Origin of the sequence: Streptomyces hazeniae (genome assembly GCF_031845485.1) — a bacterium.
GTDB classification, from domain to species: domain Bacteria; phylum Actinomycetota; class Actinomycetes; order Streptomycetales; family Streptomycetaceae; genus Streptomyces; species Streptomyces hazeniae.
In genome coordinates this window covers 180,100-199,635 of sequence record NZ_JAVREQ010000001.1, presented here as the reverse complement: position 1 = coordinate 199,635, position 19,536 = coordinate 180,100, and the positions used below count along the sequence as shown (strand labels likewise).

Genomic DNA, 19,536 nt, shown 5'->3' with positions numbered 1-19,536 from the left:
CCGGACAGGCCCTAGCCGAACGCGCCCGGGTGGGTCTGCTCGCGCACGGTCGTGAACTGCTGCCGCACGGCCTGGCCGACGGCCGCCTCCTCCTCCGACGGGTCGAAGACCCTGCTTCGGGCGGCGGGCCAGGCCGGGGGCGTGCTGCCGCCCGCCAGCGCCCACGCGGCCTGGCGGGCGGCGCCCAGCGCGGTGTAGTCGCCGGCGTCGGGCACGACCACCTGCGCCCCGAGCAGCCCCGGTGCCGCGGCCTGCACGGCGGGCAGCTCCGCGGCGGCCCCGAGCAGGAACACCCTCCGCACCCGCACCCCGCGGCGCCGCAGCACGTCGAGCGCGTCGCCCAGCCCGCAGAGCATGCCTTCGACGGCGGCGCGCGCCAGGTGTTCGGGGCGCATGCTCTCCCGGCGCAGGCCGTGCAACGAGCCCGCGGTGTGCGGCAGGTCGGGGGTGCGTTCCCCTTCGAGGTACGGCAGCAGCACCAGCCCGTACGCCCCGGGGGTGGAGGCGCCGGCCAGCCGGGACAGGCCCTCCAGGTCGGTGTCCAGCATCTCCGCCGCGCCGCGCAGCACCCGGACGGCGTTCAGCGTCCGCACCACGGGCAGGTGCATGCCGGTGGCGTCGGCGAAGGAGGTGATGGTGCCGGTCGGGTCGGCGAGCGCCTCGTGATGCACGGCGAAGACCGACCCGGAGGCGCCGAGCGAGACGACCGCGTCACCCGTGCCGACGCCCAGTCCGAGGGCCGCGGCCATGGTCTCCCCGGTGCCCGCGGAGATCAGCAGTCCCTCCGGCGTGGTGCCGGCGGCCTCCGCCGGGCCGGCCACCTGGGGCAGCGTCACCGGGTGGCCGAGGGCGAGTTCCGCCAGGTCGGGCCGGTAGGTCTCGGTGGCCGCGGACCAGTAGCCGGTTCCCGAGGCGTCGCCGCGATCGGTGACGCGGCGGGACGAACGGCCGAGCAGCTGCCAGGTCAGCCAGTCGTGCGGCTGCATCACCTCGGCGACCCGGGAGGCGGTCTCGGGCTCGCTGCGGGAGAGCCAGCGCAGCTTGGTCACCGGGTGCGCGGCCTGCGGCACGGTGCCGACCGCCTGCGCCCAGGCCTCCCGCCCGCCGAGTGCGTCGACGAGGTCGTTGGCGGCAGCCTGCATCCGCCGGTCGTTGCCGAGCAGCGCGGGCCGTACGGGGGCGCCGCCGGAGTCCAGGGCCACCACGCCCTGCTGCTGCGCGGCGACGCCGATCGCCCGGACGTCGGACAACCGGCCGTCGGCGGCCGCCTCCCCGAGCGACAGCAGCCACGCCTGCGGATCGTCGCGGTCGTCGCCGTGCGCGGCGTACCCCTGACGGACGCTCTCACCCGTGTCGGCGTCGCAGACGACGAGACGGGTGTGTGCGGCTGAACTGTCCAGACCGGCGACTATCCCCATGGGGCAGATGATGCCTCATCGTCCTGGTGTGCCGAGGGGAGTCCGGGGTGACGGGGGACACAGCAGCGACCCGAGGACACGGTGGCGACCGGAGATGTGGCGGAGGCGGATGGCGTGGGGGCGACGGGAGCGGTGCGGGTGCGCACCGACCATCCCGCGCTTTGTCCCGTCCACGGAAAAAGTTGCCTTCTTCGGGTCGAAAGCCTTTCCCGGTGCGACGGAAGTCACTACGGTGCTGGCGTACCGCACCAGTTGAACAGCCAGTGCCGTGGCCGCCGCCCCCTCGTCGGCTCCACGGAACGCGGCGCGACGGCGCGCGCCTGTGCCCAGCGACACCACACCCCGTTCCCCACGGAGGATCGCGTGCACGGGAGACTCAAGAGAATCCTGTCCACCCTGGCCGGCGCCCTGCTCCTCGCGGCCGGTACACAGACCGTCCCACCACCCGCCCCCGCCGCAGCCGCCCCGGCACCGCCTGCCGAGCCGCAGGCCGCCGAGTTCCAGCAGGTCACCCTGGCTAAGGGACTGGCCGAGATGGGCGAGCCGATGACCATGGCCGTGCTGCCGGACCGTTCGGTGCTGCACACCTCGCGGGACGGCACCGTCCGCCTCACCGACGCCGCCGGCACCACGAAGGTCGCCGGGAAGCTCGACGTCTACAGCCACGACGAGGAAGGGCTTCAGGGCGTCGGCATCGACCCGGGGTTCGCCCAGAACCGCCACGTCTACCTCTACTACGCGCCGCCGCTGGACACGCCGGCCGGTGACGCGCCCGGCGAGGGCACGGAAGCCGACTTCGCGCCGTTTGACGGCGTCAACCGCCTCTCCCGCTTCGTGCTGAACACCGACGGCACCCTGGACACGGGCAGCGGCACGACCGTCCTCGACGTGCCCGCGTCGCGTGGCATCTGCTGCCACGTCGGCGGCGACATCGCCTTCGACGCCGCCGGGAACCTGCTGCTGTCCACCGGCGACGACACCAACCCGTTCGCCTCGGACGGCTTCACCCCCATCGACGAGCGGTCCTCCCGGAACCCGGCCTACGACGCCCAGCGTTCCTCGGGCAACACCGACGACCTGCGCGGCAAGATCCTGCGCATCTCGGTCAACCCCGACGGCTCGTACGACATCCCGGACGGCAACCTCTTCGCCCCCGGCACCCCGGACACGCGGCCGGAGATCTACGCCATGGGCTTCCGCAACCCGTTCCGGATGAGCGTCGACCACGAGACCGGCATCGTCCACGTCGGCGACTACGGCCCGGACGCCGGAGCCGCGGACCCGTCCCGGGGCCCCGCCGGGCAGGTCGAGTTCGCTCGTGTCACCGGCCCCGGCAACTACGGCTGGCCGTACTGCACCGGCGACAACGACGCCTACACCGACTACGACTTCGGCTCCGGCGCCTCCGGGCAGAAGTTCGACTGCGGGGCGCCGGTCAACGACTCGCCGAACAACACCGGCCGCACCCAGCTGCCTCCCGCCCAGCCCGCCTGGATTCCCTACGACGGAGGCTCGGTGCCCGAGTTCGGCAACGGCTCCGAGTCGCCGATGGGCGGCCCGGTCTACCGCTTCGACCCCTCCCTCGCATCGGACGTGAAGTTCCCGCAGACCTTCGACGGCGACTACTTCGCCGGCGAGTTCGGCCGCCGCTGGATCAAGCGGATCGACCAGGACGCCGACGGCACCGTGCAGTCCATCAACGCGTTCCCCTGGCAGGGAACCCAGGTGATGGACATGGCCTTCGGGCCCGACGGAGCCCTCTACGTCCTCGACTACGGCACCGGCTACTTCAGCGGTGACGAGAACTCCGCCCTGTACCGCATCGAGTCCACCACGGACGGAGTGTCGCCGATCGCCGAGACGGCCGCCACACCGACCTCCGGACAGGCCCCGCTGAGCGTCGAGTTCTCCTCGGAGGGCAGCGACGACCCGGACGGCACCACGCTCGACTACGCCTGGGACTTCGGCGACGGCGCCACCTCCGGCGCCGCCAACCCCACCCACACCTACACCGGCAACGGCCAGTACGAGGCCACCCTGACCGTCACCGACGCGGACGGAAACACCGGCTCCGAATCGGTGCAGATCACCGTCGGCAACACCGCGCCCACCGTGGAGCTCGAACTCCCCGCGGCCGGCGCGCTCGTCGACTTCGGCGACCCGGTGCCCTTCGAGGTCACCGTGACCGACCCGGAGGACGGCCCCGTCGACTGCTCCCGGGTCACCGTCTCCTTCATCGTCGGCCACGACAGCCACGGCCACCCGCAGACCTCCGCGCAGGGCTGCTCCGGCACGCTGCAGACCCGCGCCGACGGCGAACACGATCCCAACGCCAACATCTTCGGCGTCGTCGACGCCGAATACACCGACGAAGGAGCCAACGGCCAGCCCGCCCTCACCACCCACGACCAGATCGTCACCCAGACCCGGCACCGCCAGGCCGAGCACTTCGGCGACGCGAGCGGCGTCCAGGTCGTCGACCACGCCGGAGCGCACGGCGGCAAGGCCGTCGGCCACATCGAGGACGGCGACTGGATCTCCTTCCAGCCCTACCACCTGGCGAACGCGGAGACCTTCTCCGCCCGGGTCGCCTCCGCGGGCAGCGGCGGCACCCTCGAACTGCGCGCCGGAGCCCCGGACGGCACTCTGCTCGGCTCGGCGACCGTCCCGGTCACCGGCGGCTGGGAGACGTACACCGAGGTGAGCGGCGACCTGTCCGCCCCGCCGGCCGGGACCACGGAACTCCACCTGGTCTTCCGGGGCGGCGACGGCGCCCTCTTCGACGTCGACGAATTCTCCTTTACCACCTCCGGTCCGGGTCCGGGTCCGGGTCCGGGGTCGGGTCCGGTCACGGGGATCGGTGGGAAGTGTGTGGACGTGGCGGGTGGTGGTGCCGCGGACGGTACGCAGGTGCAGTTGTGGTCGTGCAACGGTTCGGCGGCGCAGGAGTGGTCGGTGCCGGGTGACGGGTCGTTGCGTGCGCTGGGGAAGTGTCTGGATGTGTCCGGTGGGGGGACGGCGGACGGTTCGAAGGTGCAGGTGTGGTCGTGCAACGGGACGGGTGCGCAGGTGTGGGAGGCGCATGCGGACGGTTCGTTGCGGAATCCGCAGTCGGGGAAGTGTCTGGATGCGGAGGGGGCCTCGTCGGCTGACGGGACGCGGCTGCATCTGTGGTCGTGTCGCGGCGGCGCCAACCAGAAGTGGAACCTCCCCGACTGACCCGCGCCGCCGACAGGTCCGCGCCCAGCACACACCTTCCCTCCCTCCTTCCCCCTCCCCTCCTTGACGAGAGGAAATCCGACGTGTCCGTGATCCGAAGAATCGCCGCGGCCGCGGCCGGCGGGCTGCTCTGCGCGGCCTTCCTGCCCGGCGCGGCCGCGGGAGCCGCCACGGCCCCCGCGCCCTCCGCGCCCTCCGCGCCCTCCGCACCCGCCGCCGACCCCGCCTACCAGGTGCTCGCCTTCTCCAAGACCGCCGGCTACCGGCACGGCTCCATCGACGAGGGCCTGACCGCCCTCGGCGAACTCGGCGCCGCGCACGGCTTCACCGTCGACGCCACGGAGGACGCCGGCGCCTTCACCACCACCAACCTCGCGCAGTACGAGGCGGTGGTCTTCCTCTCCACCACCGGTGACGTCCTGAACGACGCACAGCAGGCCGCGTTCGAGGACTACATCCGGTCCGGCGGCGGCTACGCCGGCGTCCACGCGGCCGCCGACACCGAGTACGACTGGCCCTTCTACGCGGGGCTGGCCGGTGCCCTCTTCCACTCCCACCCGCACATCCAGCAGGCGACCGTGGAGGTGGAGGACCGCGCCCACGCGGCCACCGCCCACCTGGGCGACACCTGGACGCGCACCGACGAGTGGTACAACTACCGCTCCAACCCCCGCGAGACCGCTCACGTGCTGGCGTCCCTGGACGAGGGCTCCTACGAGGGCGGGAACATGGACGGCGACCACCCCATCGCCTGGTGCAAGAACTACGAGGGCGGACGGGCGTTCTACACCGGCGGCGGCCACACCGAGGGGTCGTACAGCGAGGACGACTTCCGGCGCCACCTGCTCGGCGGCATCCGCTGGGCCGCCGGCGCCGCGGAGGCCGACTGCCGTCCGGAGACCGGCTACACGCCGCTCTTCGACGGCACCTCCCTGGACGGCTGGTCGCAGGCCGGGCCCGGTTCGTTCGCACTGGAGGACGGCACGCTGACCTCCCAGGGCGGCATGGGCCTGCTCTGGTACCAGGCGCAGGAGTTCTCCTCGTACTCGCTGAAGCTGGACTGGCGGATGTCGGGGGACGACAACTCCGGTGTGTTCGTGGGCTTCCCGGCCTCCGACGATCCCTGGTCCGCGGTGGACCACGGCTACGAGATCCAGATCGACGCCACCGACGCCCCGGAGCGCACCACCGGCTCGGTCTACAGCTTCCAGTCCGCCGACCTGGCAGCCCGCGACGCCGCGCTGAACCCACCGGGGGAGTGGAACACCTACGAGATCCGGGTCGAGGGCGAACGGCTGCGGATCTGGCTCAACGGCGTGCTGGTCAACGACTTCACCAACACCGACCCCGTCCGGTCGCTGGCCGACGGCCACCTCGGTCTGCAGAACCACGGCGACGCGGACGAGGTCGCCTTCCGCCACATCCGCGTCAAGGAACTCGACGGTCCGGGTCCGGGTCCGGGGTCGGGTCCGGTCACGGGGATCGGTGGGAAGTGTGTGGACGTGGCGGGTGGTGGTGCCGCGGACGGTACGCAGGTGCAGTTGTGGTCGTGCAACGGTTCGGCGGCGCAGGAGTGGTCGGTGCCGGGTGACGGGTCGTTGCGTGCGCTGGGGAAGTGTCTGGATGTGTCCGGTGGGGGGACGGCGGACGGTTCGAAGGTGCAGGTGTGGTCGTGCAACGGGACGGGTGCGCAGGTGTGGGAGGCGCATGCGGACGGTTCGTTGCGGAATCCGCAGTCGGGGAAGTGTCTGGATGCGGAGGGGACCTCGTCGGCTGACGGGACGCGGCTGCATCTGTGGTCGTGTCACGGCGGCGCCAACCAGAAGTGGAACCTCCCCGACTGAACCGCGCCGCTGGCAGCTTGCTGCCAGAGCACGACCGTGTACACGTCAAAGTAAGGGGTAGCTCCGCTTCCGGCGGCCGGGTCCACGGCCGCCGGAAGCAGAAAGGACCCCCATGCGAGCTCGAAGACTGGCGGCCCTGGGAGCGGCCGCCGTCGCCCCGTTGATCGCCCTGCCCACCGCCTCGGCACAGGCCGACCCCGTCGTCCCCGATCACGCGGTGATCGTGTGCCAGAGCGCCAGCTTCTACGCCAACTACGACAGCTCCTCCGGCCCGGTCGGTCTCAAGCGGACGCTGACGTACGGCAACAAGGTCGGTCACACCCGCGGCGCCCACCCCGTCTACAACGGCTGGGCCGCGACGTTCGACTTCGGGCCCAACGACTGGGGCTACGTCCGCGCCGAGTGCCTCGGAGGCTACGGATCATGGTGACCTCGCGCCTGCGCACCCGCGCCGTCTCCGTCGTGGCCACCGCCACGGCCACCGCCGCCGCCCTGCTGACCTTCGCCACGCCCGCCGGCGCGGCCGACGGCACCGTGGGCCAGCGCGAGACGGTCTGCGCCGACAGCCTCTTCGTCCGCACCGCGCCCGTCGGCGCCTGGATGGGCACGCTGCACAACCCGCAGACCTTCCTGGTCAAGCGGGTCCAGGGCGACTGGGTGTACGGCTTCGCCTACGGCGACATCAACCGCCACGGCTGGGTCCAGAACGGCTGGTTCTGCTGACCGCCGGACCTGTCGCCCGCTCCGTGCGGGGCCTCCAGGGCACGGGAGACCCCGCACGGAGTGCGCACCCGTGGGTTCAGGACCTGATCCGGTCCCGGATCCAGGCGCCCGACTCCTTCAGCGCGTCCGCGCCGCCCCAGTCGCCCGCGGCGCAGGTGCCCTCCCGGAACACCGCACCCGAACGGTGGTCGTCCGAGAAGTTCCAGTTCGTCCAGGAGATGTTCTTCTCGGCCATCAGGTCGAGATAGCGCTGCGCCATCGTGAAGTCGTTCGGGCCCTCACCCGCGTAGTCCTGCGTGCCGAACTCGGTGACGAACACCGGCAGCCGGTCCGCCGCCTCCTCCAGCGTCCGCAGGTACTCCTCGCGGTGCGACGCCGCGTAGAAGTGGAAGGTGTACATGATGTTCTCGGCGTCGACCGGGTCCGCGACGACCTCCTGCTCGTCCGCGCCCTCCGAGACGCCGAAGGACGACCAGGCGCGGGTGCCGACCAGCACGACGCCGTCCGGGTCCTGGGCCCGTACCACCGGGACCAGTTCCTCGGCGTAGGACCTGATGCGCTGCCAGCTCACGCCGTTCGGCTCGTTCGCGATCTCGTAGAACACGTTCGGGTGGTCGGCGTACCGGGACGCCATGTCGGTGAAGAACCGCTTGGCCGACCCGGTGTTCGCGTGCGGGTCGCCGGGGCTGAGCATGTGCCAGTCGATCACGGCGTACATGCCGCGCTCGATCGCCTGGTCGACGATGCGCTGCGCGAGACGGGTGAAGCCCTCCGGGTCGGTCTCGTAGCCGCCCTCCTGCACGTACGTCGAGACGCGCAGCACGTCCGCGTCCCACTCCTGGGCGAGAACGTCGAGCGAGCCCTCGGTCACGCACTGGGCGTACCACTGCGTGCCGTGCGTGCTCATGCCGGTGAGCTGGACGGCCCGGCCGCGGCTGTCGCACAGCGTGCGCGCGCAGACCGACAGCCGCCCGTGCTCGGCGACCGGGGATCCGGCGGGTGCCGCGTCCGGCGCCGGCGGCGGGACGGCCGTGGGCGGTGCGGGTGCGGGCGCCGTAGACGGTGCGGGCGGTGCGGGTGCGGCGTCGGCGCGGAAGGCGTCGGTCGCGGCCGGTGCCGTCAGGGCGGTGAGGGCGAGCGCCAGGGCCGCCGCGCCGGTACGGGCCCGGCCGAGGTGGTGGTGCCGCATGCGGGGTGCCTCCTTCGTGGGGGAGAAGGATCCCGGACCGCGGAGGGGAACTCCGGGAAGTGGCGTGCAAATTAGAGCGCTCTCATCCCCGCGTCAAGGGCGCCCGCGCCACCGCGCCACCACCCAGGACACCACCAGGAACACGGGCACCACCATGCCGATCAGCAGCAGGCTCTCGGTGGCGGCGGCCGCGAGGAAATCACCGCCGAGACCCGCCACCCCCTCGTAGTAGCCGACGACCACGGCCATCAGCACGACGTACCCGCCGACGGCCGTCCCCGCCACCCGCCGCGCCAGTCCCGGCCATCCCGTGGGCGTGGCAGGACGCCTGGGCGCCGGGCTGTCCCGGCCCTGCCTCCGGGCGAGGCGCAGCCCGACGGTCAGGCACCCCATCACCAGCAGGTAACCCGTCGCCATCACCGCGAAGTTGAGCCACGGGGTCAGCATGCGCGGCGCTCCTCTACGACGGGTCCCGCAGCAGGAAGTGCCAGCCGCGCACGAACGTGTGCCAGCCGAACCAGAGCCACAGCGCGAACAGCGCCCACCGTCCGGCGGGATGGCGCATCACCGCGCCCAGGGTCTCGCTGAGGGTGGGGAAGCCGTCGCCGATCCGCATCAGCGCGAGCCCCTCCCACGCGAACAGCGCCCCGAACAGCACCGCCCACACCACATACCCCACGACCGGATGCTCCACCTGTCGTCGCCTCCCGTCTCGCCCGTACGCCGCACGGCCGTTGCGCACGCCGGCACGGTTCGCGCAGCCCGGGGCGGCGGACCGCACCCCGCCGTTCGTGCCGGAGAGCATAGTGTCACCGCATGTCCGCTTCGTCGTCCTCCTGGTGCGTTGCGGAGAACGGCGGGCCGCGCCCGGCGGAGGCGCTCCGGGCGGGACGACGACAGGGCCGCCGCGTAACCCGCGGCGGCCCTGCTCGTTGACGTACACGCAGCTCGGAAGCCGACGGCTTCGTCGCTGCCGGTGGGGCGGGTGGGACTCGAACCCACGGCCGACGGATTATGAGTCCGCTGCTCTAACCGGCTGAGCTACCGCCCCTCACGGCGCGCCGCACACGTCCGTGCGCGCCGTCTGCCGCAGCATAGCTGCTCATACGATCTCTCGCCCGTGACGGGTGCCATCGTGACGATCTCCGTACACCAGGATCCCGCGCACCCGCCGGACGGTTCCGCAGTCCCCCGCGTGGATCTTGCGGGAGTTCCTCGTCCGCGCTCTCCGTACGCCTCCGCGCACGACGAAGGGCCCCGTCTCCGGGGCCCTTCGAGTGGCGTGCTCCCCCGACTGGATTCGAACCAGTAACCTGCCGGTTAACAGCCGGCTGCTCTGCCGATTGAGCTACAGGGGACTGCTCTCACGGGGATCACCGCCCGGTTCCCGGGGGCGTTCCCTCGCTGCGAGCAATACATTAGCGCATGCCACGGGGTACGCCGAAATCCGTTCCGGTCCGGCCCCGCGGAGGCATCGACGAAAGGGTTGTCATGCGGTACCGAGTCAGCTTCGTCCTCGGCCTGGGTATCGGGTTCGTCCTCGGCGCGCGGGCCGGCCGGGAGCGCTACGAGCAGCTGCGCCGGCAGGCCCAGCGGCTGAGCGAGAACCCCGCCGTGCGCAACGCCGCCGAGTCCGCGGCGACGAACGGCCGCCAGTTCGCGAGCCGGGCGTACGACACGGTGAACGAGCGGACCGGGCACCGCATGCCCGACGCGGTGAGCGACAAGGTCCACTCGCTGACCGACCGGCGCGCCGCGCAGAACGACGACTGGGGCTCCGGCAACGCCTGAGCCCATGCCGGTGAGGGCGGGCGCTCAGCCCTGGGGGAGGGCGGCGGCCCGCCGCTCGTCGAGCAGCGGTGCCATGAGATCGCCGAGGCGCCGCACCCGCCCGGGGACGTCCACAGCGGTGAACACCAGGTCGTCGGGGGTGCCCGCGGCCGCCAGCTCCTCCCAGGTGACGGGAGCGGAGACAGTCGGCTGCGGCCTGGCCCGCAGGGTGTAGGGGGCGGCGGTGGTCTTCGCCCACGAGTTCTGCGAGTGGTCGACGAAGACCTTCCCCGCCCGCAGGTGCCGGGCCATCCGGTGCAGGGCGCGCTCGGGCATCGCCCGCTCCGCCTCCTGCGCGAGCCGCTTGGCGTAGGCGGAGACGGCCGAGGCGTCCGTCGCCTCCACCGCCGCGAGCAGGTGCAGGCCCTTGGAGCCCGAGGTCTTCGCCAGCGCGGTGAAACCGTCCGCCGCGAGCCGGTCGCGCAGCCACACGCCGACCTCCCGGCAGTCCAGGATCGTGGCCCCCTCGCCGGGGTCCAGGTCGAAGACGATCCGGTCCGCCCGCCGCTGGGCGTCCACCCGCCACTGGTGGGTGTGCAGCTCCAGCGCGGCCAGGTTCGCCGCCCACACGAGCGTCGCCAGGTCCTCGATCACCACCTGGGTCTCCCGCTTCTCGCCTGTGCGCACCACCACCGCCGTCCTCACCCAGTCGGGGGTGCCGGGCGGCACGTTCTTGGCGAAGAACGCGGCCGCGTTCACGCCGTCCGGGAAGCGCAGGAAGGACACCGCCCGCCCCTTCAGGTGGGGGAGGACGGCGTCGGCGACGGACGCGTAGTAGTGGATCGCCTCACCCTTGGTGAACGCGGCCGCCGGATACAGCACCTTGTCCAGGTTGCTGAGGGAGAGGCGGTGGCCGTCGATCTCCGTGATGGGCATACTCGAAAGACTCCCACAGAAGGGACAAATCGATGCGTTCCATCTGGAAGGGGGCCATCTCCTTCGGCCTGGTCTCCATCCCGATCAAGGTGGTCTCCGCCACCGAGAGCCACGGCGTCTCCTTCCGCCAGGTCCACACCACCGACGGCGGCCGCATCCGCTACCGCAAGGTGTGCGAGCTGGACGGCGAGGAGGTGCCGAGCGAGGAGATCGGCAAGGCGTACGAGACCGTCGACGGCAGCCACGTCGAGATCACCGACGACGACCTCGCCGCCCTGCCGCTGCCCACGGCCAAGACCGTGGAGATCCTCGGCTTCCTCCCGGCCGAGGACATCGACCCCATCCGGCTGGACCGCTCGTACTTCCTCACCGGCGACGGGCAGAGTGCCGCCAAGCCGTACGTACTGCTGCGCGAGGCGCTGGCCCGCTCCGGCCGGGTCGCCGTCGCGAAGCTCGCACTGCGCAACCGGGAGAGCCTCGGCATGCTCCGCGTCTACCAGGACACCCTCACCCTGCACACCATGCTCTGGCCGGACGAGGTCCGCTCCGCCGACGGGATGGCGCCCGGCGAGAACGTCAGCGTCCGCGACCAGGAGCTGGACCTGGCCGACGCGCTGATGGAGACCCTCGGCGAGCTGGACCTCGACGAGCTGCACGACGAGTACCGCGAGGCGCTCGAGGCGATGGTCGACGCGAAGGAGGCGGGCGAGCCGCTGCCCGTGGGCGCACCGGCACCCCGCGAGGGCAAGGTCGTCGACCTGATGTCCGTGCTGGAGAACTCGGTGCAGGCCGCCCGGCAGTCGCGTGGCGAGGACGACGGCGAAGCGGAGGTGCACCAGCTCCCGCAGAAGAAGACGGCGTCCAGCAAGGCCGCGAAGAAGGCCCCCGCCAAGAAGAGCACGGCGAGCAGGAAGAGCACGGCGGCCGAGAAGTCCACGGCGAAGAAGACCGCCAAGAAGACGTCGAAGACGACGGCGAAGAAGACCGCCAAGAAGACCACCGCGACGAAGCGCAGCCCCCGCAAGTCCGCGTGACGGGGTCAAACCCCCCGCGTAGGAGGGCCGGGACGGGCGGAGGCCGGCCAGGCTGCGGTCTCCTCCGGGGTGCGGGGGCCGGCCGCGCCGTCGTCGAGCAGGCCGTGGGTGCGCAGCACGGCGGCCACGGCGGTGGCCCAGGGCAGGCGCAGCCCGGCCGACGCCGGCAGGTCCGGGTCGGCGAGGAGCGCGGCCGCCGGTCCGGTGCGCAGCCCGTCCGGGGTGAGCACCGCCGCGTCCTGGGCCCAGCGCAGCGCCAGGTCGACGTCGTGCGTCGCCATCACCACGGTCGTTCCGGACCGCTGGAGCCCGCCGAGGACGGCGAGCAGCCGCTCCTGCCCGTGCGGGTCGAGGCCCGCCGTGGGCTCGTCGAGGATCAGCAGCCGCGGCCGCATCGCCACCGCCCCGGCGATCGCCGCCCGCTTCCGCTGCCCGTAGGAGAGCAGGTGCGTCGGCCGGTCGCGCAGCTCCGTGATGTCCAGCGCCTCCAGCGCGTCGGCCACCCGGCGGCGCACGTCCGGCTCGGGCACGCCCAGGTTCAGCGGGCCGAACGACACGTCCTGCCCGACCGAGGCGGCGAACAACTGGTCGTCCGGGTCCTGCACGACCAGCTGGACCGCTGCACGCAGCCGGGTGAGGCCGCGGCGGTCGTACGCGACCTCGCCGCCCTCCAGCAGCAGCCGCCCGGAGGTGGGCCGCAGACCGCCGGAGAGGACGCGGAGCAGCGTGGTCTTGCCGCTCCCGTTGCGGCCGAGGACGGCCAGCGAGCGACCGGCCGGCACGGCGAAGTCGAGACCCCGCAGCACCGGCGGACCGTCCTCGTAGCGGAAACCGGCGCTCTCCAGCGTGACGAGCGGCGGGTGCGGCGACGTCGGCGTCACCAGGGGAACCTCCTCAGCGTGAGGGTGAGGGCGGCCAGGCCCGCGAGCAGCAGCGCCGTGGCCGTCAGGAAGCGGGGCGAGAGCCGGGCCGGCGGTACGAGCACCCGCAGGGTCCCGTCGTAGCCCCGCCCGGCCAGCCCGGTGTGGAGCCGCTGCGCCCGTTCGAAGGCGCGGACGAACGCGGTCGAGGCGAGCCCCGCGAGGGACCGCCAGGCCGCCGCCCGTGTGGTGTCGCCCAGCCGGGCGGCCTGGGCCTGACGGACCCGCCGCACGGAGTCGAGCAGCAGGAAACTCATCCGGTACATGACCAGCGCCACGTCGACCACGGCGGGCGGCACCCCGGCCCGTACCAGGCGCGGCACCACGTCCGAGACGGGCGTGGTGAACGCGAACAGCAGCAGGCCGAGGGAGGCCGCCGAAGTACGGGCCAGCAGCTCACCCGCACGGACGGGCCCGTCCGGGGCGAGCGACAGCCATGGCACCGGCCCGCTTCCGGCGCCGCCCAGCTGGAACAGCAGCGGAACGGCGCCGGTCACGCAGAAGCCCAGCGGCACCCGGAAGGCCCGCCACAGCGCCCGCCCGGCCACGCCGGCCGGGCCCAGCAGCACGGCCAGGGTCGCCGCCGCGACCAGGGGCGCGCCCGGCCACGGCGGCAGGCTGATCGCCAGCACCGTGAGGCCGAGGCCGAGCAGCGCCTTCTCCAGGGGATGGCGGTGGCGCCAGCGGCTGCTGTGCGCCGCCGCGTCGATGGGCAGCACCGTCGGTCAGGCCGAGGCGGGCGTGTCGCGGCCGCCGTCCGCCCCCTCCTCCGCGGGCGGGCCCGACGGGTCCGGAGCACCCGCCGGGCCCGCCGCGGACCGCGCCCCGCCCTGGCGCCGGCCGCGGCGCAGCCCGAAGTAGTAGGCCAGCACGCCCGCCCCGAGCGCCGCCTGCAGCGCGAAGAGCGCCGACTCCACCTCACCGGACAGTGGTTCGTACAGGGGGGAGAACCACGGCTCGTAGTCCGGGGCGTTCTCCGTGATCGCCGTCTCCGCCTGCGCGTCGGCGCCCGCGAACGGCTCCTCCTTGTGGTCGCCGAGACCGAGGACCAGCGGCAGCACCGCGAGCGCCGCGACGACCGCGACGAGCAGCAGGTTGATGCGTGTGTCGCGCTTCATCGGGCCGTCTCCTCCTGCTCGGACTCGGTGCGGTCCGCGCCCCGTGCGGTGGCGGCCCGGTCGGCAAGCCTGGTCAGCACCCCGAGGCGCCGCAGCTCGCCCGCGCTGGACCGCGTCAGCAGACGCATCACCAGCACCGTCAGCAGGCCCTCGCTCACCGCCAGCGGGATCTGGGTGAGCGCGAAGATCCCGCCGAACTTCGCCAGGGCGCCGGCGAACCCGGTCGCCGGGTCGGGGAAGGACAGCGCGAGCTGGACGCTGGTGACGCAGTACGTGCTCAGGTCGGCGACGAAGGCGCCGCAGAACACCGCGGCCATCAGCGGCGCACCGCTCCGCCGCACCAGCCGGTAGACGCCGTACCCGGCCCCGGGCCCCACGATCGCCATCGAGAACGCGTTGGCGCCCAGGGTGGTCAGGCCGCCGTGCGCCAGCAGCAGCGCCTGGAAGAGCAGGGTGAGGGTGCCCAGTACCGCCATGATCGGCGGCCGGAACAGGATGGCGCCCAGGCCGGTGCCCGTGGGATGCGAGCAACTTCCCGTCACGGAAGGGATCTTGAGGGCGGACAGGACGAAGGTGAAGGCGCCGGAGGCGCCGAGCAGCAGGGTGGACTCCGGGTGTTCCCGGACCTCGCGGGTCAGTTTGCGGACGCCGTGGACGACGAACGGAGCGGCGGCGGCGCTCCAGGCGACCGCGTGCCACGGGGGCAGATACCCCTCGGCTATGTGCATGTCGGGTGAGACCTCTCCAGCACCTCGTGGATGGACGACGCGCCCCGGCCGGTCTCCTGGCTGACGGGTCATGCCGCCCGGTCTCCGCCTTCCCGGCCCGCGCGGTCTCCCGCGGCGCGCCAGTGGCTTCCCTCGACGGGGGAGGAGCCGGACTTCCCGATCACAGTGGCGAGGGCCGCACCGGTTCCGCACCGGTTTCCCGAACACCAAGGCCCTGCGACAGTAGACCGCCGCAGTTCACCGCCACAACCATCGCCGGCCCCGCGGGCCGCGGTTCCGGGTGGACGTTCGTCACACCCCGCGCGCCGCGTCGCCGTCCGGGGGTCACCCGGATCCGGGGCGCCCCCCGGACGGCAGGAACAGCACCGAGTTGACGTACCGGCGGTGCGGGGCCAGAGAACGGCGGAGCAGGCCGTGTTCGGCCACGTGCGCGGTGCGGGCCTGGTGGCCGGCGAGGTCGAACGAGGCCAGCGGCAGCCACCGGCGGGCCGGCCGCACCCAGCCCGTGTAGCCCAGCGCGGACAGGTACGACAGCACCGGTCCGACCGGCTGGATGCGCTGTTCCAACTCGACGAACAGCGCGGGCCGTTCGCGGCGCAGCGTCTCCTCCGCGCCGCGCAGCACGGCCGCTTCGCTGCCGTCCACGTCGACCTTGACGAGAGTCAGCCCGCGCAACTGAAGTTCGTCCAGGGCCAGACAGGACACGTCGACCGCGCTGCGGTGGACCTCGCGGCGCACCAGCGAGGAGACCCCCCGGTCGCCGCGCCCGCCGTGCGGCAGCCAGAGGGTGGCGGTGCCGTGGTGGTCGGTGGCGGCGGCCTGGAGCACCTCGACGTTCGGGGGGCTCGTCGCCCGCAGCCGTCGCGCCAGATGCGGGACGGGCTCCACGGTCACCACCCGGTCCGCCCGCCGCGCCAGCCGGCGCGTCCACGGGCCGTACCAGCCGCCGACGTCGACGGCCGTGCCGCCGCGCGGGCAGAAGTCCGCCAGCCGGGCCAGCTCCGGCTCGAACCGGGGGTACAGCAGGTCCGTCGCGACGTTCACGGGCCGGGCCGGAAGACGCGGCGCCAGCCGCGCGGCGAGCGTCACGGAGCCGGCTCCTCCCGGACGTCGGGACCGAGCCGCTCCAGGATCGCGGCGTGCTCCCGCTCCGAGACCTGCTCCCCGGACGAGGGCAGCAGCTGCGGCACGCCGTCCACGACGCGGTAGCGGCGCCGCAACCGCGGGTTGTAGAGGATCTGTTCGTCCTCCAGCAGGGCCAGCGGGCCCTTGTCGAGCGGGCAGGCGAGGATGCCGAGCAACGGGTCATCGGGGGACATGCGGGCGGCCTTCCGGGTGAGGGGGCAGGTGCGGGAGCAGCGGGGTGCGTCCGGTGGCGCTGAGAGTCCGGCCGACGAGCCGCGGCGCCGCCTGGGCCGCCGTCGCGGCTCGGGGCGCGGCGTCGTGCCGGGGGAGGGCGAGCAGCACCGAGACGGCCAGCGCCGAGCCGCCGAGCCGCAGCAGCAGCCGCACCGGCTCCGACGGCAGCGGCTCGGCGAACGCGAACGACCCGCTGACCACGGTGAACAGGAACGTCACGGTCGTGCACACCGGCACCACCAGCGAGGCGCGGCAGCGCTGGAGCGCGGTCTGCGACAGCACCAGTCCGCCGGCCCCGGTGCACAGCAGCAGGTACGGGTAGGGGGAGGCGAGCACCGCGGTGGCGGTGCCGGCGAGGTCGGCGACGTCCAGCAGTCCGGCGACGCCCTTGATCGCCAGCGAGCTGACGCCGTAGAGGAAACCGACCGCCACGCCGTACGGGACCCCGGCCGTCGGCATCCGGTGCCGGCGCCGGGACCGGCGTTCGGCGGCGAGGAACAGTCCGATGCCGAAGACCAGCGCCGGTACCGCGATCAGCAGCACCACCGGGGCCGGGGCGGCACGGCCGATCTCCTCGTCGCTTCCGGGCAGCGACAGCACGATCATCACCAGCGCGGCCAGGATCGCCACCATGCCGCGCCGCTCCCGCCCGCTCGGCTGCTCCCCGAGGAAGAGAGCGGACAGCAGAAGCAGCATCACCAGCCCGGTGACGAACAGGCCCTGCGCGGCGACCAGCGGCAGCGTCCGGTAGACGACGAGCTGCGCGCCGAAGCCGAGCAGCAGGGCCGCGGCTCCCACCAGCCACAGCGGGCTGCGCAGCAGATGGACCAGGAGGGCGGCGGGGCGGGTGGCGGACAGCGGCGGCAGCGCGGACAGCGCCCGCTTCTCCACCACGAAACCGACGCTGAACAGCAGGTTGGCCAGCAGCGCCGCCGCGACACCCCAGAGCATCAGCCGCCCGCCCCCGCTCCGTGCCCCGTGCCGTCCGCTCCGTCCGCTCCCTCCGCGTCCTCGTCCGGGCGGGGCAGTCTGCGCGCGTGCACCAGCAGGATCGAGGCGAGCGACGGCGCCCGGCAGGCGAGGCGGTCCAGCGGACGCAGCGGGCGCGGCACGTCGTGGTACGGCGCGCCGGCGACCCCCAGCACCTCGAAGCCCGCGGCGGGCAGCATCGAGCGCAGCGCCCGGGCCGTGTAGAGCCGGAGGTGCCCCACCACCTGGGCGCCGGGCCGTCCGTGGACGCCCCGCAGGCTCACCTCGGAGAACACCGGCTGCACCCCGGCCAGCAGAAGGCCGCGGTTGTACCAGGCCGCCAGATTGGGTGTGGACAGCAGCAGGTGGCCTCCCGGTCGCAGGACGCGGTGCAGTTCGTCCAGGGCCGCGTCCGGGTCGACCAGGTGCTCGATGACCTCGCTGAACAGCACGGCGTCCGCGACCCCGGCTGCGAACGGCAGCCCGGGACCGGTGAGTTCGCCGCGTACGGCGGTCAGGTGGCGGGCCGCGCGGCGCAGGGCGTCCTGCGACCAGTCGACACCGACGACCCGGTGCGGTGCCAGCAGCGGACCGGCGACGGCCGCGGCCGAACCGTCTCCGCAGCCGACGTCGAGCACGGTCTGCGGCACGGGGCCGAGCGCCCGCGCAAGGAGGTGTGCCTGCCGGCGGCTGCGGTCCGCACCGGAGGCGACCGGCGTGGCCGGATCCTCGTACAGGCCGCGGAGTCCCTGCGGGGTGTCCGCGCCCGTGCTCGTGTGGACGCCCCCGCCGCGGCCGTGCGCGGGCCGGTGGGTGGGCGAGGTCATCGTGCACCGCCTTCCCGCACCGGGCCGGGCCCGGCGCCCGTGGCATCGTGCGCGGTCGCCTCCAGCGACGCGGCGAACAGCGCGCCGAGCCGTGCCCCGGCACCGTCGCCCAGCCTCCGGTGCGACCAGCGCAGCGCGAGCTGGAGCCGACCGCCGGTCGACACCGTCGTCACCGACAGACCGCGCGGCGCGCGGGACGGGGCGGAGAACCAGACGGCCGTGGCGCGGCCCGCGTCGCCGAAGTCCAGCGGGTACGGCACGCGGCCGATGTTGGACAGCAGCGTGGTGGACGCCCACGGCCCGGCCGCCGCGCGCAGCGTCCGGGTCGCGGCCGCCCGGAGCCCGACGGGCAGCAGCGGCGACGTCAGCAGGCCGCCGCTGAAGCCCAGTTGGGGCCGGTCCAGGGCCTTCAGGGCCCGGGTGCGGGCGGACGTCGCCCGCAGCAGGCGGGCCACCGCGCCGGGGTCGGGGCCGCCGGGGGCGGTCAGCCGGTCGTGCAGCGCGCGCTCCTCCGGGCCGAAGGTCACCTCGACGAGGCGGGTGCCGTTGCCGATCGGCATGTCCGCGGTGCGCGGCCGGTCGTCCACCGGCATGGTGATCCGCACCGGGCGCACCGGCCGGTCGTGCATGCGGTTCCAGCGCGCGGCCGTCAGCCAGGTGGCCACCAGCAGCTGGTCGTTGACGGTGTAGGCGGCGGGTTCGCCGGGGAGGCGGGGCGGGCGCGCGGGGACGGGCAGTTCGGTGACGAGCATGCCGTTGCCGGGCGTTCCCGGGCGCGCGTCCTCGGCGGCGACGCGAGCGGGCCGCCGCCACGCGCCGGAGCCGCCCGCCCCGGGCGGCTCCGGCGCGTGGCCGGCCCCCGGCCCGGCCGTGCGTACGGGCGGCGGGGCGGGGGAGTTGTCCGCACCGCCGTACAGTTCCGCGGCGGTGGCCAGGACGCGGAGGCAGGCCGGGCCGTCCAGTGCGGTGTGGTTGAGAGTGACCACCAGGGCCCAGCCGCCCTTGTGCGCCACCACCTCGACACGGACCGGAGGCGACGCGTCCAGGGACGGGCAGCGGGTGAGCGCCCGGCGCCGCGCCTCGGTGAGCGTGCCGCCGGGGTACGACACCGGCGCACGGTCCGGGGCGTCCGTCACCTCCCAGCGGTAGCGGGAATGCCACCACCGGGACGGCACCTGCCGCATGAGGATGCGCGGATGGCGGCGCAGCGCCGCGTCGACGGCGGCCCGCAGCCGTTCCGGCTCGGGGCGGTGGGGCAGGTGGATCTCGATGTGCACGGTGTCGGGCTCGTCGTCGTCCCGGCAGTGCCGGGTGATCTCGTCGACCACGGGGAACGGCAGCCGCATCGGCGGCTCCCGCCGCGCGGGCGGGGCGGGAGCCGCCGCGCGGCGGTCGGGGTCGGGGCCGTGGCCGGTGCCGGGATCGGGGGTGCCGGGGAACGACGGGGCCGGGCCTGCCGGTTCACCCTCACCGGCGCCGACG

At 73.7% G+C, this 19,536-nt stretch carries 20 protein-coding genes, 2 tRNA genes and 1 riboswitch; of the genes, 6 read left to right on the top strand and 16 right to left on the bottom strand.

The window, feature by feature from the left end:
* Nucleotides 1-11 precede the first annotated feature (11 nt).
* Nucleotides 12-1,418, bottom strand: coding sequence for an FGGY family carbohydrate kinase (locus RM572_RS01130; protein ID WP_311671369.1), 1,407 nt, complete (start codon nucleotides 1,416-1,418; stop codon nucleotides 12-14).
* 363 nt (nucleotides 1,419-1,781) lie between these two features.
* On the opposite strand from RM572_RS01130, the gene RM572_RS01125 reads away from it, so the two are divergent.
* The 4 genes from RM572_RS01125 to RM572_RS01110 all read left to right on the top strand — a co-directional run bounded on the left by RM572_RS01125 (nucleotide 1,782) and on the right by RM572_RS01110 (nucleotide 7,204).
* On the top strand, nucleotides 1,782-4,637 hold the full coding sequence (locus RM572_RS01125; protein ID WP_311671368.1) for a carbohydrate-binding protein: 2,856 nt from the start codon (nucleotides 1,782-1,784) through the stop codon (nucleotides 4,635-4,637).
* Between the two features lie 89 nt (nucleotides 4,638-4,726).
* Nucleotides 4,727-6,481: a ThuA domain-containing protein gene (locus RM572_RS01120; protein ID WP_311671806.1), complete on the top strand. Its 1,755-nt coding sequence runs from the start codon at nucleotides 4,727-4,729 to the stop codon at nucleotides 6,479-6,481.
* A 112-nt stretch (nucleotides 6,482-6,593) separates the two neighbouring features.
* On the top strand, nucleotides 6,594-6,911 hold the full coding sequence (locus tag RM572_RS01115; RefSeq protein ID WP_027762862.1) for a hypothetical protein: 318 nt from the start codon (nucleotides 6,594-6,596) through the stop codon (nucleotides 6,909-6,911).
* Nucleotides 6,905-7,204: a hypothetical protein gene (locus RM572_RS01110; RefSeq protein ID WP_027762863.1), complete on the top strand. Its 300-nt coding sequence runs from the start codon at nucleotides 6,905-6,907 to the stop codon at nucleotides 7,202-7,204. Before RM572_RS01115 ends, RM572_RS01110 begins: the two co-directional genes overlap by 7 nt.
* A 76-nt stretch (nucleotides 7,205-7,280) precedes the next feature.
* Here the strand turns inward: RM572_RS01110 and RM572_RS01105 are convergent, their stop codons facing one another.
* The 5 genes from RM572_RS01105 to RM572_RS01085 all read right to left on the bottom strand — a co-directional run bounded on the left by RM572_RS01105 (nucleotide 7,281) and on the right by RM572_RS01085 (nucleotide 9,751).
* A complete protein-coding gene (locus RM572_RS01105) occupies nucleotides 7,281-8,393 on the bottom strand; it encodes a glycoside hydrolase family 5 protein (RefSeq protein ID WP_311671367.1) in 1,113 nt (370 codons plus the stop codon).
* A gap of 93 nt (nucleotides 8,394-8,486) precedes the next feature.
* A complete protein-coding gene (locus RM572_RS01100; RefSeq protein ID WP_311671366.1) occupies nucleotides 8,487-8,840 on the bottom strand; it encodes a DUF6256 family protein in 354 nt (117 codons plus the stop codon).
* Between the two features lie 13 nt (nucleotides 8,841-8,853).
* Nucleotides 8,854-9,072: a DUF6186 family protein gene (locus tag RM572_RS01095; RefSeq protein ID WP_311671365.1), complete on the bottom strand. Its 219-nt coding sequence runs from the start codon at nucleotides 9,070-9,072 to the stop codon at nucleotides 8,854-8,856.
* Between the two features lie 298 nt (nucleotides 9,073-9,370).
* Nucleotides 9,371-9,444 (bottom strand) — tRNA-Ile (locus tag RM572_RS01090).
* Nucleotides 9,445-9,678: 234 nt separating this feature from the next.
* Nucleotides 9,679-9,751, bottom strand: a tRNA-Asn gene (locus RM572_RS01085).
* 133 nt (nucleotides 9,752-9,884) lie between these two features.
* On the opposite strand from RM572_RS01085, the gene RM572_RS01080 reads away from it, so the two are divergent.
* Nucleotides 9,885-10,184, top strand: coding sequence for a hypothetical protein (locus RM572_RS01080; RefSeq protein ID WP_027762865.1), 300 nt, complete (start codon nucleotides 9,885-9,887; stop codon nucleotides 10,182-10,184).
* A gap of 24 nt (nucleotides 10,185-10,208) precedes the next feature.
* Here the strand turns inward: RM572_RS01080 and ligD are convergent, their stop codons facing one another.
* Nucleotides 10,209-11,099: a non-homologous end-joining DNA ligase gene (ligD, locus tag RM572_RS01075; protein ID WP_311671364.1), complete on the bottom strand. Its 891-nt coding sequence runs from the start codon at nucleotides 11,097-11,099 to the stop codon at nucleotides 10,209-10,211.
* A gap of 32 nt (nucleotides 11,100-11,131) precedes the next feature.
* Here ligD and ku point away from each other — a divergent pair, with 32 nt between their 5' ends.
* The gene (ku, locus tag RM572_RS01070; RefSeq protein WP_311671363.1) at nucleotides 11,132-12,133 is read left to right on the top strand and encodes a non-homologous end joining protein Ku; all 1,002 of its coding nucleotides are present in this window, start codon (nucleotides 11,132-11,134) and stop codon (nucleotides 12,131-12,133) included.
* A 5-nt stretch (nucleotides 12,134-12,138) separates the two neighbouring features.
* Here the strand turns inward: ku and RM572_RS01065 are convergent, their stop codons facing one another.
* From RM572_RS01065 to RM572_RS01025, 9 genes are all read right to left on the bottom strand, one after another.
* Nucleotides 12,139-13,014, bottom strand: coding sequence for an energy-coupling factor ABC transporter ATP-binding protein (locus RM572_RS01065; protein WP_311671362.1), 876 nt, complete (start codon nucleotides 13,012-13,014; stop codon nucleotides 12,139-12,141).
* Nucleotides 13,011-13,772, bottom strand: coding sequence for a cobalt ECF transporter T component CbiQ (gene cbiQ, locus RM572_RS01060; RefSeq protein ID WP_311671361.1), 762 nt, complete (start codon nucleotides 13,770-13,772; stop codon nucleotides 13,011-13,013). Before cbiQ ends, RM572_RS01065 begins: the two co-directional genes overlap by 4 nt.
* Nucleotides 13,773-13,778: 6 nt before the next feature.
* Nucleotides 13,779-14,171 (bottom strand): energy-coupling factor ABC transporter substrate-binding protein, encoded by a 393-nt coding sequence (locus RM572_RS01055; protein ID WP_311671360.1) that lies wholly within the window; start codon nucleotides 14,169-14,171, stop codon nucleotides 13,779-13,781.
* The gene (locus RM572_RS01050) at nucleotides 14,168-14,899 is read right to left on the bottom strand and encodes an energy-coupling factor ABC transporter permease (RefSeq protein WP_311671359.1); all 732 of its coding nucleotides are present in this window, start codon (nucleotides 14,897-14,899) and stop codon (nucleotides 14,168-14,170) included. Before RM572_RS01050 ends, RM572_RS01055 begins: the two co-directional genes overlap by 4 nt.
* Nucleotides 14,900-14,928: 29 nt before the next feature.
* Nucleotides 14,929-15,125, bottom strand: a riboswitch (cobalamin riboswitch).
* 98 nt (nucleotides 15,126-15,223) lie between these two features.
* A complete protein-coding gene (locus RM572_RS01045; RefSeq protein ID WP_311671358.1) occupies nucleotides 15,224-15,988 on the bottom strand; it encodes an FkbM family methyltransferase in 765 nt (254 codons plus the stop codon).
* Nucleotides 15,985-16,218, bottom strand: a complete 234-nt coding sequence (locus RM572_RS01040; protein ID WP_311671357.1) for a Trm112 family protein — start codon at nucleotides 16,216-16,218, stop codon at nucleotides 15,985-15,987. The genes RM572_RS01045 and RM572_RS01040 overlap by 4 nt, the downstream gene beginning before the upstream one ends.
* Nucleotides 16,205-17,209 (bottom strand): DMT family transporter, encoded by a 1,005-nt coding sequence (locus tag RM572_RS01035; protein WP_311671356.1) that lies wholly within the window; start codon nucleotides 17,207-17,209, stop codon nucleotides 16,205-16,207. Before RM572_RS01035 ends, RM572_RS01040 begins: the two co-directional genes overlap by 14 nt.
* Complete coding sequence (locus RM572_RS01030) at nucleotides 17,209-18,054, bottom strand: class I SAM-dependent methyltransferase (RefSeq protein ID WP_311671355.1); 846 nt, start codon at nucleotides 18,052-18,054, stop codon at nucleotides 17,209-17,211. Before RM572_RS01030 ends, RM572_RS01035 begins: the two co-directional genes overlap by 1 nt.
* Nucleotides 18,051-19,400: a condensation protein gene (locus RM572_RS01025; RefSeq protein ID WP_311671805.1), complete on the bottom strand. Its 1,350-nt coding sequence runs from the start codon at nucleotides 19,398-19,400 to the stop codon at nucleotides 18,051-18,053. Before RM572_RS01025 ends, RM572_RS01030 begins: the two co-directional genes overlap by 4 nt.
* Between the last annotated feature and the right edge of the window lie 136 nt (nucleotides 19,401-19,536).